The organism is Rhodococcus sp. 05-2256-B1 (assembly GCF_002258465.1).
GTDB lineage: Bacteria > Actinomycetota > Actinomycetes > Mycobacteriales > Mycobacteriaceae > Rhodococcoides > Rhodococcoides fascians.
This window is the reverse complement of the sequence record NZ_NOZA01000041.1, coordinates 1-13,236: the sequence shown is the minus strand read 5'-3', so window position 1 is coordinate 13,236 and position 13,236 is coordinate 1. Positions and strand designations below refer to the sequence as shown.

General features: G+C 65.4%; 10 protein-coding genes and 1 pseudogene. 6 read left to right on the top strand and 5 right to left on the bottom strand.

Annotation, left to right across the window (positions count from 1 at the left end):
• The first annotated feature begins 51 nt into the window (after window positions 1-51).
• On the top strand, window positions 52-933 hold the full coding sequence (locus CH285_RS25485) for a LysR family transcriptional regulator (protein ID WP_094642747.1): 882 nt from the start codon (window positions 52-54) through the stop codon (window positions 931-933).
• Between the two features lie 67 nt (window positions 934-1,000).
• Here CH285_RS25485 and CH285_RS25480 read toward each other — a convergent pair whose 3' ends face one another.
• The 5 genes and pseudogenes from CH285_RS25480 to CH285_RS25455 all read right to left on the bottom strand — a co-directional run bounded on the left by CH285_RS25480 (window position 1,001) and on the right by CH285_RS25455 (window position 7,057).
• Window positions 1,001-3,052 (bottom strand): PhoX family protein, encoded by a 2,052-nt coding sequence (locus CH285_RS25480; RefSeq protein WP_094642746.1) that lies wholly within the window; start codon window positions 3,050-3,052, stop codon window positions 1,001-1,003.
• A gap of 83 nt (window positions 3,053-3,135) precedes the next feature.
• Complete coding sequence (locus CH285_RS25475) at window positions 3,136-3,864, bottom strand: amino acid ABC transporter ATP-binding protein (RefSeq protein ID WP_174557188.1); 729 nt, start codon at window positions 3,862-3,864, stop codon at window positions 3,136-3,138.
• A gap of 5 nt (window positions 3,865-3,869) precedes the next feature.
• Window positions 3,870-5,585: pseudogene (locus tag CH285_RS28530) on the bottom strand (ABC transporter substrate-binding protein/permease).
• A gap of 125 nt (window positions 5,586-5,710) precedes the next feature.
• The gene (locus CH285_RS25460; protein ID WP_032367654.1) at window positions 5,711-6,475 is read right to left on the bottom strand and encodes an LLM class F420-dependent oxidoreductase; all 765 of its coding nucleotides are present in this window, start codon (window positions 6,473-6,475) and stop codon (window positions 5,711-5,713) included.
• A 72-nt stretch (window positions 6,476-6,547) separates the two neighbouring features.
• The gene (locus CH285_RS25455; protein ID WP_027495044.1) at window positions 6,548-7,057 is read right to left on the bottom strand and encodes a TIGR04338 family metallohydrolase; all 510 of its coding nucleotides are present in this window, start codon (window positions 7,055-7,057) and stop codon (window positions 6,548-6,550) included.
• A gap of 106 nt (window positions 7,058-7,163) precedes the next feature.
• Between CH285_RS25455 and CH285_RS25450 the strand changes: the two genes are divergently transcribed.
• From CH285_RS25450 to CH285_RS25430, 5 genes are read left to right on the top strand one after another with little or no spacing between them, the layout of a single operon-like run.
• Window positions 7,164-7,889, top strand: a complete 726-nt coding sequence (locus CH285_RS25450; protein ID WP_094642744.1) for an ATP-binding cassette domain-containing protein — start codon at window positions 7,164-7,166, stop codon at window positions 7,887-7,889.
• Window positions 7,886-8,647: an ABC transporter ATP-binding protein gene (locus CH285_RS25445; protein WP_217900676.1), complete on the top strand. Its 762-nt coding sequence runs from the start codon at window positions 7,886-7,888 to the stop codon at window positions 8,645-8,647. Before CH285_RS25450 ends, CH285_RS25445 begins: the two co-directional genes overlap by 4 nt.
• 17 nt (window positions 8,648-8,664) lie before the next feature.
• Window positions 8,665-10,149, top strand: coding sequence for an ABC transporter substrate-binding protein (locus tag CH285_RS25440; protein ID WP_255032278.1), 1,485 nt, complete (start codon window positions 8,665-8,667; stop codon window positions 10,147-10,149).
• A 3-nt stretch (window positions 10,150-10,152) separates the two neighbouring features.
• A complete protein-coding gene (locus CH285_RS25435) occupies window positions 10,153-11,904 on the top strand; it encodes an ABC transporter permease subunit (protein WP_217900677.1) in 1,752 nt (583 codons plus the stop codon).
• Complete coding sequence (locus CH285_RS25430; RefSeq protein ID WP_094642743.1) at window positions 11,901-13,166, top strand: MDR family MFS transporter; 1,266 nt, start codon at window positions 11,901-11,903, stop codon at window positions 13,164-13,166. Before CH285_RS25435 ends, CH285_RS25430 begins: the two co-directional genes overlap by 4 nt.
• Window positions 13,167-13,236 lie beyond the last annotated feature (70 nt).

Here is a 13,236-nt window from a genome sequence, read left to right as displayed (position 1 = left end):
CAATAGAACGTTCCGAACGATCGATCGTCTAAACAGATAGAGTTGCGAAGCGTGGAACTCAGACACATCCGGTACGCCGTGGCGGTCGCCGAAGAGCAGCACTTCGGGCGTGCAGCAGCTCGGCTGCGAGTCGCTCAATCGGCGCTGAGCAGCCAGATCAGAGACCTGGAAAAAGAGCTGGGCGTAGAACTGTTCGCGCGCACGAGCCGAAGCGTCACCATCACCCCGGCCGGACAGATCTTTCTCGAACGCGCGCACAGCGTGCTCGGTGCCGTGTCCCGATTGGTGGCCGACGTCGCTCCCGATCCCACGACCGCCATCAGGCGGCTGCGTATCGGCATGATCGCGCCCCTCGCCCGTGTCGATCTGGCCGCGGTGGTCGGCCGTATCTCCCAGCGATTTCCCAACACGTCGGTGACCTTGCTGCCGCGGCCGAGCGCCGACGTTCTCGACGGCATCGCACGCGGAGACCTCGATCTCGGAATCATCGGACTCGCGCCCGGACGCCCACATCCGGGATTGACCGTCACCGCCCTGTGGACCGAGCCGCTGTCACTGTTCGTCGGTCCCGATCATCCTTGGGCTCAAAGGAATTCGATACGGTTGGCCGACCTGTCCGAGATGACGATGATCGACCGGCCGGCGGGAAGCGAGGCCAGACTGCAATCCGATCATGCATTCACCCGCTCGTCGGTTCCCCGTGGACACATTCTGGAGGCCGATTCGGCCGACCTCATCGGTCAACTCACCGCAGCAGGGTTGGGGGTGACACTGCTGCCGTCGTCCTTGGCGTCGATCCTCCCCGAACTGCACATGATCGACGTCGTCGATGCACCGACCCGAACGGTGTCGGTGGTGACCAACCCCGAGCACGCGAATGCGGTGATCGCCGCCGTGGTCGAGGATTTGATCGCGTCGTCGGTGGCGAAGTGAACACCGCCCGATGCCCGTAGTCGAGGATTCGACTACGGGCATCGTGGCTCTATCGGAACAGTCTGGGCTAGGCGGACTTCCACACCGCGACGATGGACGGCCGCGGCTGCGTGTCGCCGCCGTCGGGCCAGTGCGAGATCGGAGCGTCGGCGGTGGCGTCGTCGCTTTCACCCGGGTGCTGGACGCAGACCATGACGCGCTCGTCGGTGACGATGGGGCCACAGGTCTCGCCGCCGGCGGGGACGGTCAGGAACTGACGTGTCTCGCCGCGACGGGGGCCGTCGAGCACCACGGCGAACAGGCCGTCGTTGGAGTCGAGGGCATTACCGTCGGTCGAGACCCACAGGTTGCCCTTCGAGTCGAAGGCGAGGTTGTCGGGGCACGAGATGGGGCTGACCTGACTCTTGTCGAATCCGCCGAAGTACGTGTCGGCCTCGTTCGGATCACCGCAGACCAACAACAGGTTCCACGTGAACGACGTCCCGGCGTGGTCGTCGTCGAGTTCGAGTACCTGCCCGTTCTTGTTCTTGTTGCGGGGATTGGCCTCGTCGGCGGCCGCCTTGCCCTCGGTGCCGCGGTTGGAGTTGTTGGTCAGTGCGACATACACCTTGCCGGTCACCGGGTTCGGCTCGAAGTCTTCGGGGCGGTCCATCTTGGTCGCGCCCACTGCGTCGCCCGCCTGACGGGTGAACACGGCGACTTCCTCGGCCGACATACCGTCGACGAGAGACTTGCCGCGGCCGTCCTCGCCGGTTTCGAGCAAGGGGATCCACGTTCCGCTGCCACGGAATTCACCGTTGGAGGGCAGCGTGCCCGAGCCGTCGATCTCGTCGGGGGTATCGCCGGTGAGGTTGGCGACGTAGAGCGTGCCGGCGTCGAGCAAGGTCAGGTTGTTGCGCATCGCGGCCTGGCCGGTGCCGGGCATCATCTTTCGGCTCGAGACGAACTTGTACATGTAGTCGAAACGTTCGTCGTCGCCGCTGTACGCCACGACGGTGCCGTCGTCGGTGACGTGGATGGTCGCGGCCTCGTGCTTGAACCGGCCCAGAGCGGTGTGCTTGATAGGGGCCGACTGCGGATCCCACGGATTCACCTCGACGATGTAGCCGAATCGGTTGACCTCGTTGGGTTCCTGCGCCAGATCGAATCGCTTGTCGAAGCGCTCCCACTTACGTTCGCTGGCACCGCCTTCGACGCCGTAGCGCGACAGGCGCTTGGCCACAGTCGCATCCGTGACGGTCTCGGCGTTGGCGAAATACTGGTTGAAGTTCTCCTCGCCGGAGAGCACCGTTCCCCACGGGGTCAGACCGCCCGAGCAGTTGTTGAACGTGCCGAACACCTTGGTGCCGGTGGGGTCCACGCTGGTCTTGAGGAAGTCGCTGCCTGCGGCGGGCCCGGTGATGACGAACTCGGTGGTGCCGGTGATGCGCCGGTTGTACTGGCCCATAGCGGGGGTGAGCTTGCCGGTGCCCGATTCGCCCTGCACCTGTACGACGGAAAGGCCGTGTGCCGCAAGGGCTACGTCGAACTGCTCGCGGGTGGGGTTCTCCGCGTCGTAGCCCTTGAACATTGCCGGTTCCGTGCTGTATTCGTGGTTGACCACCAGCAGGTGGGCGTTGGGCGTGCCCTCGATCGGCAACAGGCCGGCGAAGTCGTTGTTGAAACCGAACTGCTTCTCCTGCGCCGCGCCGATCTGCTTGTCGAAGTCGAAGGCCGGTGCGCCCGCGACTACGGCGTCGCCCCAGCGAATGACGATGCCCTGCTCATAGCCGTCGGGAACGACGACCGCGTCCTCGGTGTTCGGTTCCACTGCAACGAAATCCACGCCGTCGACGGGCGGGGTATCGGAGCCCGAGGTGGTCGAGGTTCCCGTGGCTGCCGGCTCGTCGGTCGAGCATGCGGCCAGCGCGCTACCCGCGCCGACGGCGAGCACTGCCATCGCCCCGCCCTTGATGACGCCGCGCCGCGACATAGCAGTCTTGACGATGTCGCCGAAGTACTGGCCCTTCGACGTATTGGGAATCTCGTGGAAACAGGCATCGCCGCACTTGTACTTGCAGGTCAACGATGATCGTTTGGAGCTTCCGTCGTGAACGGCGAACAGGGGCAGTGGCTTCATGTCACGGCACGCTGTCACCCAAAAGCGAAAGTAAAGGAACGCTCAGGTGAAGTCCCGGAGAACGAGGTAACCCTTGGTCGCTGCTACAGCACCTGCGAGAGGAACGTCTTCAGTCGATCGGTGTGCGGATCGTCGAACAACTGCTCCGGCGTTCCGGTTTCGACGGCGCTGCCGTGATCCATGAACAGGACCTTGTTCGACACGGACCGAGCGAAGCCCATTTCGTGGGTCACCACGACCATCGTCATGCCGCCCTTGGCGAGGTCGGCCATCAATGCCAGCACTCCCTTGACCAGTTCCGGGTCCAGTGCAGAGGTGGCCTCGTCGAAGAACATCACCTCGGGCTTCATGGCCAGTGCTCGCGCGATGGCGACGCGCTGCTGCTGGCCACCCGAGAGGTTGCCGGGACGCGAATCCGCCTTGTTGGCCAGGCCCACCAGTTCGAGCTGCTCCATCGCGGCCGCGCGCGCCGCATCCTTGTTGAGCCCCAGCAGCTTCTGCGGGCCGAGCGCGATGTTGTCTGCGACGGTCTTGTGCGGGAACAGGTTAAAGTGCTGGAACACCATTCCGATCCGCTGACGAAGTTCGTCGGGGTTGTCCTTCAGCACCGACTTGCCGTCGAGCAGGATGTCTCCCTGCTCGGGCTCGTGCAGGCGATTGAGGGCCCGCAACAGCGTGGACTTACCCGAGCCCGAAGGCCCGATGACAGTGGTGGTCTTACCTGCGTCGACATGCAGGCTCACCCCACGCAGAACCTTGTTGGTACCGAACGACAGGTGAATGTCCTTGCCGGTCAGAGAAACTGAAGTCACGTCGGCTACCTCTCCACCACGATGGATGTTTCGACGGGACCGAGGGTGCCCGAGGTGTCGGCCTTACCGGATCGTAGGCGTCGGTCGATGTAATTGACCAGGTGCGTCAGCGGGATGGTCAGGATGAGATAGAACAATCCGGCGGCCAGCAGCGGCGAGAGATTGCCGGTCTGGGCGGCGGTGTCCTGGCCGACGCGGAACAATTCTCGTTGCGAGGCAAGCAGACCCAGGAAGTAGATCAGCGAGCTGTCCTTGATCAACGAGATGAACTGGTTGACGATCGCAGGTAGCACGCGCCGAATGCCCTGCGGCACGACCACGAGGTTCATGGACCGTCGGTAGCTGAAACCCAGTGCGCGGGAGGCTTCGAGCTGCCCGGAGTCGACGCTCTGGATGCCGGAGCGGAAGATCTCACCGAAGTAGGCCGCTGCCATCAACGACAGCGCCAGGATGCCCAGCGGGAACGGGCTTCTGCTGCCGGTGAATTGGGTCAGCGTCGGGCCGAACCCGAGGCCGATGAGCAGGATGACCACGGCGGCGGGTAGTCCACGAAAGATGTCCGTGTACACCCGCGCCGGCCACCGCAGCCAGCGGGTGCGGGAGATACCCGCCACCGCCAGCCCGAGTCCGATCACGGTACCGATCACTCCCGACGAGACCGCCAGAATGAGGGTGTTCGGCAATCCGACCGTGACCAGTTTGGGAATGGTCTCGCCGATCAGTTCCCAATCGAAGAACGTGTCGTACAGATTCGACAGAGTGCCCATGAGGTACGAGTGCCCTTACGACGCCGGCAGAACGGACGCCTTGCTGCCCGGCTTCCAGTCGGCGGGGACCTCACGGTCCGGGTACCACTGCTTCTCGAGCGTGCTCCAGGTGCCGTCGTCGACCACGGCGTCGAGGCCGGCGTTCAGGGCGTCGATCAACGGCTGGTTGTCCTTGGCGACGGCGTAGGCGGTGAAGTTGGTGGTGTTGATGGTCTTCTCCAGAATGGAGACACCGTCCTCGGTCTTGACCTGACCGGTTGCCTGCTGCGACGGTGCGACCCAGGCGTCGACCTGACCGGACTTCACGTTCGCGTACGCGGTGTTGTAATCCGGGAACCGCACCGGCTCGATGCCGAGGGTGTTGGTGACGTAATCGTCCTGCACGGTGCCCTGCACGACGGCGATGCGCTGATCGGCGTTCAACTCGGCGATCGTCTTGATCGAGTAGTCGTTCTTCGCGACCAGTGCCATCTCACCGAAGTCGTAACCGTTGGTGAAGCCGACGGTCTGACGACGGGCATCCGTGGTAGAGATGGACGAGGAACCGGCGTCGTAGACCTTGTTGTTGACCGCTGCGAGCAGGCCCGAGAACTCGGTCGCCGAGAACTCGACGGTGAGGTTCAGCTTGGCCGCGACGGCTTTGAGCAGCTCGTTGTCGAAGCCGGTGAAGTTGCCTGCATCGTCGATGAAGATGTTCGGCGGCGCGTCGGACAGGGTGCCGACGTACAACGTCCCCGGCTTGATCAGACCGAGGTTCGCGGTGTCGATCTGATCGAGCGCGGTGACGCTGTCGGTCGTGTACTTGTCGAGCGAGGCCTGGTCGGAACCGGCCAGAGCGTTCTCGCCGGTGCCACCCGAGCTTCCGTCGGAACATGCGACGGCTCCGAGCGTGAGTGCGAGCGTCGCAGCAACTGCTGCGATGGCACGGCCTCGTAAACGACGTGTGTTCAAGATGAAGCTCCTAGGTGCAATCGGGAGGGACGAACGAGGCTATCGTGCCGATGGAGGCACACGACAATCACATTGCAGTTGTATGAAGCAACCCGCTTGTTCCCGAAATTCCCTCACCTCAATCGCGTCTAGCGGTGTGCGTCCCGCCACGCGATGGCCTCGCCCAGTTCCGTGAGGTCGTAATCCGGTCCCCCGGTACCGACGGTGAACAGCGTGGCTCCGGCGTCGACGAAGTCCTGTGCGGTGTCTGCGCCGGGCCACGAGACCGAGCGGGTGATGCCCGAGGTGTCCCGCCCGACGGTGGTGCCGTGCTCGGCGAGGATCTCGGATTTACGCTTCAGTGCATCGAGGTCGGCGAAGCTGTGCCAGATGTGGGCGTACTCGGCCACCAGCTTGAGGGTCTTCTTCTCACCGCCGCCGCCGATGAGGATCGGGATGTCGCGCGTCGGGGCCGGGTTACCGACGTCGAGGCGGTGCCGGATCCTGCCCAGGCTCTCCTTGAGCAGCGCCAGACGTGAACCGGCCGTACCGAATTCGTAGCCGAAGTTGTCGTAGTCCTTCTCGTTCCATCCGGCACCGATGCCGAGAATCAACCGGCCGCCGCTGATGTGATCGACGGTGCGCGCCATGTCTGCCAGCAGGTCGGGATTGCGGTAGCCACCTCCGGTGACGAGCGCGCCGATCTCCACGTTCGACGTCTGCTCGGCCCAGGCACCGAGCATCGTCCAGCACTCGAAATGCGCGCCGTCGAGGTCGCCGTACAGCGGATAGAAGTGGTCCCAGTTGAAGACGATGTCGACTCCCGCGTCTTCGGACCGCAGCACCGCGTCGCGGATCAGCTGATAGTCGGGCGCGTGCTGGGGCTGAAGCTGAACACCGATCTTGACGGTCATGTACGTCTCCTCGTCGTGTGGGCTGTCTCACCCATGATGCACCTCGTTTCCCGCGATGCACGTCGACCGAGATCAGCCGACTCGTACTCCGCTCTCGGCCATCATCGCTCGGAGAACGAACCCGGCCTCGGAGCCGACGATGTCGCCGACCAACGTGATGTAGCGATCGACGAACGCTCCGCCGTGCTGTTGCTCGTCCTCGTCACCGAAGTGGTGAGCCAGTTCGTGCAGCACCACCAGCTCGCGCAGCGCCCAGGCCCGATTGCCCTGATGCAGGGGTACCGCGATGGTCGCGGCGTCGCGTTCGTAGTGGGCGGCACCCGATCCGGATCTGGCCCGAACGGTCACCGTCCGGCCGGCGTCGGGCCACGTAGTCGCGATCCAGTCCAGCGCCAGCACCGCATCGACGTAGCTCTGCACGGACTTCAACGAGGCGAACTTCCGCTCGATCGGCAGCGTGATCTGTGAGCCCAACACCGTCACGACGCGGTTGTCGCGCTCCTCGGCTCGATCGAACATGATCCGCACCATCTGTTCGGCGTCGTACACCGCCGACCGCTGCGCATCCCTCGGTCTGCTCACTCGTCCAGCTTAAGCAGGTCGAGTTGTTTCCGTACCGGCGCTCGCCTATGGTTCAAGTGACAACGATTGTCGAAGTCATTCCCACTTCCAGGCTCAGGAGTTCGTCGTGCTCGTCGTCGAGAATCTCCGCATCGACGCCGGACGCACCCGCATCGTCGACGGCGTCTCGTTCGAGATACCCACGGGTCGACGCGTCGGCCTGCTGGGCGCCTCGGGTTCGGGCAAGTCCTCCATCGCCTCGGCTCTGGTCGGATACCTCCCGCCGGGCATCACGTGTTCCGGTCGCGTCATCGTCGACGGCCACGATGTCGCCGGTGTTCCGACCCCGCAACGGCCGCGCACCGCGCGTCCGGCGATGGTCTTCCAGGACTCCGCGACGGCGCTCAACCCGATGGTCACCGTCGGCGGGCAACTACGCACGCCCGACGCCGCCGCGCTGCTCGCGCGAGTGGGTCTGCACGACACCGCGCGCGTCCTGGCCTCGCACCCACTCGAACTCTCGGGTGGTCAGCGTCAACGAGTCTGCATCGCACTGGCATTGGCGCGCGAGAGCTCGCTCGTGATCGCCGACGAACCGACGACGGCACTGGACGTCCTGAGTCAGGCGCGCGTTCTCGACGCTCTGCGGCAGGTGCCGTCGCTGCTGCTGATCACCCACGACATCGCCGTCGCCGCGCAGTTGTGCGACCACCTGCTGGTACTGGATTCCGGCAAAATCATCGAATCCGGTTCCACTGCAACGGTACTCAAGAACCCATGCTCGGATCGAACGCGACAGATGATCGACGTCGCTCGGGCGGCTGATCCGTTCCGGCAGCTGGTTGCATCGTGAGCCTGGACGAGTCTGCCGGTTTGGTGGGTACGGCACTCACGCGGCAGTACGACCGGCACGGCACGTCGCACACCGCGTTGGATGCCGTCACGTTCGCCGTGCCGCCGACCGGGCGGATTGCCGTCGTCGGTGAATCCGGTTCCGGCAAAACGACCTTGCTGCGCCTGCTGCTGGCCGTCGATGCCCCGAGCGGCGGAAGGATCTCGCTCGACGGGCGAGTCGTCCGACCCGGATCGGCCGGATCGCTACGGTGGTTCCGCCGCCGGGTGCAGTACATTCCGCAGGATCCGGCGACCAGCCTCGACCCGCGCCGCAGCGTCCTCGACCTCGTCGCTACTCCGCTACGCCTGCTCGGTATCGAGGGTGATCACCGAGCCATGGCCACCGGCGCATTGTCTGCCGTCGGACTCGATGCGCACTTCCTGGCTCGCCGTTCGGCCGAGCTGTCCGGCGGGCAGAAACAACGAGTCGCCATCGCCCGAGCCGTGGCCTGCGCGCCGCACTATCTGTTGGCGGACGAGCCGGTCAGTGGACTCGATCCCGACCTCCGAGAGCAGGTACTCGATGTTCTTGCCGGCCTACCGGGTGCGCTGCTGATCGTCAGCCACGACCTGTCGGCCGTGACCAGACTCTGCAGCGACGTGTCGGTGATGCAGGAGGGTCGCATCGTCGAATCCGGTTCTGTCCGCAGCGTTCTCACTCGGCCCCAACACGAGCACACCCGAGATCTGATCGACGCCGTTCCTCGGCTCACGTAACACAATCAGGAGCTACATTGACCAGCAACATGTTTCGCATCGGCGCGCTCGCAGCAGTGGGCACGCTGACGCTCACCGGGTGCTTTTCGTCCAGTTCTGCCTCCTCCGACGACGGCGAGAACCGCGTGCGCGTCGCAATGCTGCAGCCACCTCGTTCGGGGTTGTCCCAGTTCAGTGACGACGCCTTCAAGCTGTCGCGCTGGTCCACCGCCGAGACGTTGATCGTTCTCGACGATCTCGGTGAGGCCGAGCCGGGTCTGGCCACCGCCTGGAACCGCGTGGACGATCGGACCTGGAACTTCGACATCCGGCCGGACGTCACGTTCCACAACGGAGCCCCGCTCGACGCAGCAGCCGTCGTCACCGCACTGACCGCAGCCACGCAGTCGGCCCCCAAGCCGCGCATCCTCGACGGCGTCGAGATGACGGTGACCGCCACCGACGCCGACAGCGTCGCCGTGACCACTGCCGACGTCGATCCACTGGTACCGCAACGACTGTCGAGCCCGCAGCTGGCCATCCTGGCACCCGACGCGTACTCGACGGGCAGCAGCAACCCGATCGGAACCGGCACCGGGCCCTTCGTGTTGAAGGCCGTGAACGGCACGTCGACAGCAACTCTCGACCGCAACGAGAACTACTGGGGAGAGCCGGCGAAGGTCTCCGGCATCGACGTCGACTTCGTACCCGACGGCACGGCCCGCGCCGCAGCGCTACGCAACGGCACAGCCGATGTGGTGGAGGCGATTCCGGTGTCTCAGGCCGCCAACGTCGATCAGGCACTCGTGCACGAGGTGCCGATGCCGCGCACCAACACGCTGTACCTGAACACCGCGTCCGGGGTCTTCGCGGATCCCGCGATGCGCGCAGCCGCACGCGAATCGATCGATCGCGACCGTCTGGTCGATCAGGTGTACGAGGGCCGCGCCGACGCCGCGAAGGGGCTGCTCGGCCCCGCTCTGCCGTGGGCCACCGACCGGCCGTCGCGTACGCAGACCCCGGCCGGCGACGCCGCAGGCAAGAAGATCACCCTCGCCACGTTCACGGACCGAGCCGAACTCCCGGAGGTCGCGGTGCTGCTGCAGCAGGAGCTCGAAGCCAAGGGATTCGTCGTCGAACAGGTCGTGCGCGAGTATCAGTTCATCGAAACCGATGCTCTCGCCGGTGCATTCGATGCGTTCATCCTTTCCCGCGCCACCGTGCTCGACTCCGGAGACCCGGCGGCGTACATGTACTCCGACTTCGCCTGCGAGGGATCGTTCAACATCTCGCAGTTCTGCGACCCGCAGGTCGACACCGCGCTGGCCGACGCCGCAGCCACCGATCCCGGCGACGCTCGCCGCACCGCGATCCTCGACGCCGAAAAACTGATCCTCGAAAAAGACGCTGCGGTACCGCTGCTGCACGAACGCGTCATCCAGGGAGAATCCGAGAACGTGACCGGCGTGGCCCGCGATCCACGCGAGCGCACCTTGATCACCAACCAGACCGCCTTCGAGTAGGCAGTGAGAACGACTGTCTCACGGCTGCTCGCGGTGGCGGGCGTCGTACTGCTCGTCGGGATGCTGCCGTGGTTGTCCGACCGAGACCCCGCACTGAGCATTCTGCGTGCACGCTCCGCCGAGCAAGAAGCGACGCCCGAGGCCCTCGCGGCCATCCGCAACGACCTCGGTCTCGACGCCGGGCCGCTACGAACCTTCTGGAACTGGCTCACCGGCCTCGCGTCGGGCAATCCCGGAACATCCTGGAACACCGGCAAACCCGTACTGCCCGGTGCGCTCGAGGCACTGTCCGTCTCGCTGACCCTGATGGGTTTCGCGATGGTCGTCGCGCTCGTGACGGCCGCTCTCGTCGTCCTGCCGAGCATGCGGGCCGGGCTGCGCGGCACGCCGAAACGTACCGGCGGAAGCGTCGCCGCTGCCCTGACGTCCCTGCCCGAGTTCCTGCTCGCCTCGGTACTGGTGGTCGTCGGAGCAGTGTGGTTGTCGTTTCCGGCGTACGGGTGGAACGGGCCGGAATATGCGGTGTTACCCGCACTGGCACTGGGCCTTCCAGCGGGTGGATTGATCGGTCGTCTCCTCGCCGACGCAGTAGCCGTCACCTTCACCGAGGGATGGGTGACCACGTGGACGGTGGCCGGGTTCTCCCGGCGGCAGATCGCCCTCGCTGTGTTGCGCCGGGCCGTCCCCGGACTTGCGTCGCAGGTCGGCTTGATCATGGTCGCCATGACGGGCGGTGCAGTGGCCGTCGAAAAGGTCTTCGCCATACCGGGATTGGGGCGCTCGACGCTCGGTGACGCGCAGTCGCAGGACCTGCCCGCCCTACAGATCGACATCCTGCTGCTGCTGGCCGTCAGTGCCGCCCTCGGTATCGCGGCGGAACTGTTGCGCCGTCTACTGCTCGGCAGCGCACTGCACGAGAAGGCGATGCCGATCCCGGCCGGGGTGTTCCACCCGTCACCGCGTCGGTGGATCGTTCCGATTGCAGCCGCATCGCTGCTCGCGGTCATGGTTCTGGTGGGGCTGCCACGAGACGGCCAGGTCACCACACGTGAGAAGTTCGCCCGACCAACGTCGGAGTTCCCGTTCGGAACCGACGCGTCCGGCCGCGACCTGCTCGCCCGAGTGGCGGACGGGGCTGTGCGATCGATCGGACTGTCGCTGGCAGTCACGCTGGCGGCCCTGTTCGTCGGGGTGCTGCTGGGGTTGATTCCCCGAGCGACCCGAGGGCTCGTGGAGGTCACCAATGCCGCTCCGCCCGTCGTGACCGGCATCCTCATCGCCGCGATCTGGGGTCCCAGCGCCGGCGGGGCGGCTGTCGCGGTCCTGATCGTGACGTGGGCTCCACTCGCCGCGCACACCGCGGCACTCGTCGACGAGGCGCGAGCACAGCCCTACATCTCCATCTTGCCGACACTCGGTGCCGGCAACGGTCGAATCCTGTTCGGCTCCATCGTTCCCGGGGTGCTGCCTGCCGTGTTTCGGCACGCCATGATCCGCCTGCCCGGTGTCGCTCTGGCGCTCGCCGCCCTCGGATTTTTGGGACTCGGTCCGCAACCTCCGACCGCGGATTGGGGACTGATCCTGTCCGACGGGGTAGCCGCCGTCGAGCGAGCACCGTGGGTCGCGGCAGCACCGCTGGCGTCGTTGATCGCACTGGCCGTCCTCGCCGTCTCCGTCGCCAGCGCGACGTCGGGGCGGGTGAGAACGACCGGTAGCGTTGTCGGGAAAGTCGATGCAGGAGGGCGCGTTACATGAGTTCGAGGACCGACAAGTCGCCGACGCGGTGGCGGTGGTCGTTTCTCGTCGACCTCGGGCGCGCCACGCCCACGGTGCGATTGCTGGTTCTCACCCAGATGACGTTCAACATCGGCTTTTTCATGGTGTTGCCGTATCTGTCGGTGCACCTGACGTCCGATCTGGGACTCGGAGCGGCACTCGTCGGTGTCGTCCTCGGTATCCGAACGTTCTCGCAGCAGGGCCTGTTCTTCGTGGGCGGCACCCTCGCCGATCGGTGGGGCATCAAGCCGGTGGTCCTCGTCGGCTGTGTCCTGCGGGTACTGGGGTTCCTGGGCCTGGCCGCGTTCGATTCTCTCGCCGGTGTCATCGCCGCGACGGTACTGGTCGGGTTCGCGGCCGCATTGTTCTCTCCCGCAGTGGAATCCGCGATCGCCATCGAAGCCGGCAAGAGCGAACGCAGCGGCGGTGCCACCCGGGTTCAGACCTTCGCGCTGTTGTCGGTGTGCAATCAGATCGGATCGTTCACCGGCCCGCTCATCGGATCTCTGCTGTTGTTGGCCGACTTCCGAATCGCATGTCTGACGGCCGCAGTCATTTTCGTCCTGGTCATCGCCGCGCACATCAGATGGCTGCCGCGCGAGCCCGGCGAACACCGCGACGATCCGTGGCTCTCGGGCTGGACCGACGTGATCCGAAACCGCACCTTCGCGCTGTTCGCCGTCGCCATGAGCGCGCAGTTGGTGGCCTACAACCAGCTGTATCTGCTGCTCCCCCTCGAGGTCGAACGGGCCTGGGGATCCCAGACGGTACTCGGCTGGTTCTTCGCAATCTCCGCGGTACTCGTCGTCACGACGCAGTTGCCCATCACCCGACGCGTCGCCGCGGTCTCGCCGCGCATCACGCTGCCGATCGGATTTGCCGTCATGGCACTCTCTTTCGCGCTGGTGGCGGTCCTCAGTCCTATGGAGCTGACGGGGCTCGTCGGCCTGATTCCGGCCGCCCTGTTCGTGTTGCTGCTGGCACTGGGGCAGATGATCGCGATGCCGCAGGCGCGCGACCTCGTCCCCAAGATGGCTGCCGAACGGCGACTCGGCTCGTACTACGGATTCATGGCCTCCCTCGGCGGCATCGGGGTACTCCTCGGCTCGATCGCCGTCGGAGCGGTGATCGACGCGTCACCCGACACCGGCTGGGGAGCAGCAATCCCATGGTTGGTCGCTGCGCTGTTCCCCATCGCCAGTGTCATCGGCCTGCGAATCGTGTTGGCTCGACTCGACTGAGTTGGTTCTGGTGTCGCCGGCTTCTGTCGGCCGCCCGCACTTCCCCGCCCCCTTTCCTCCGCCCCCATCC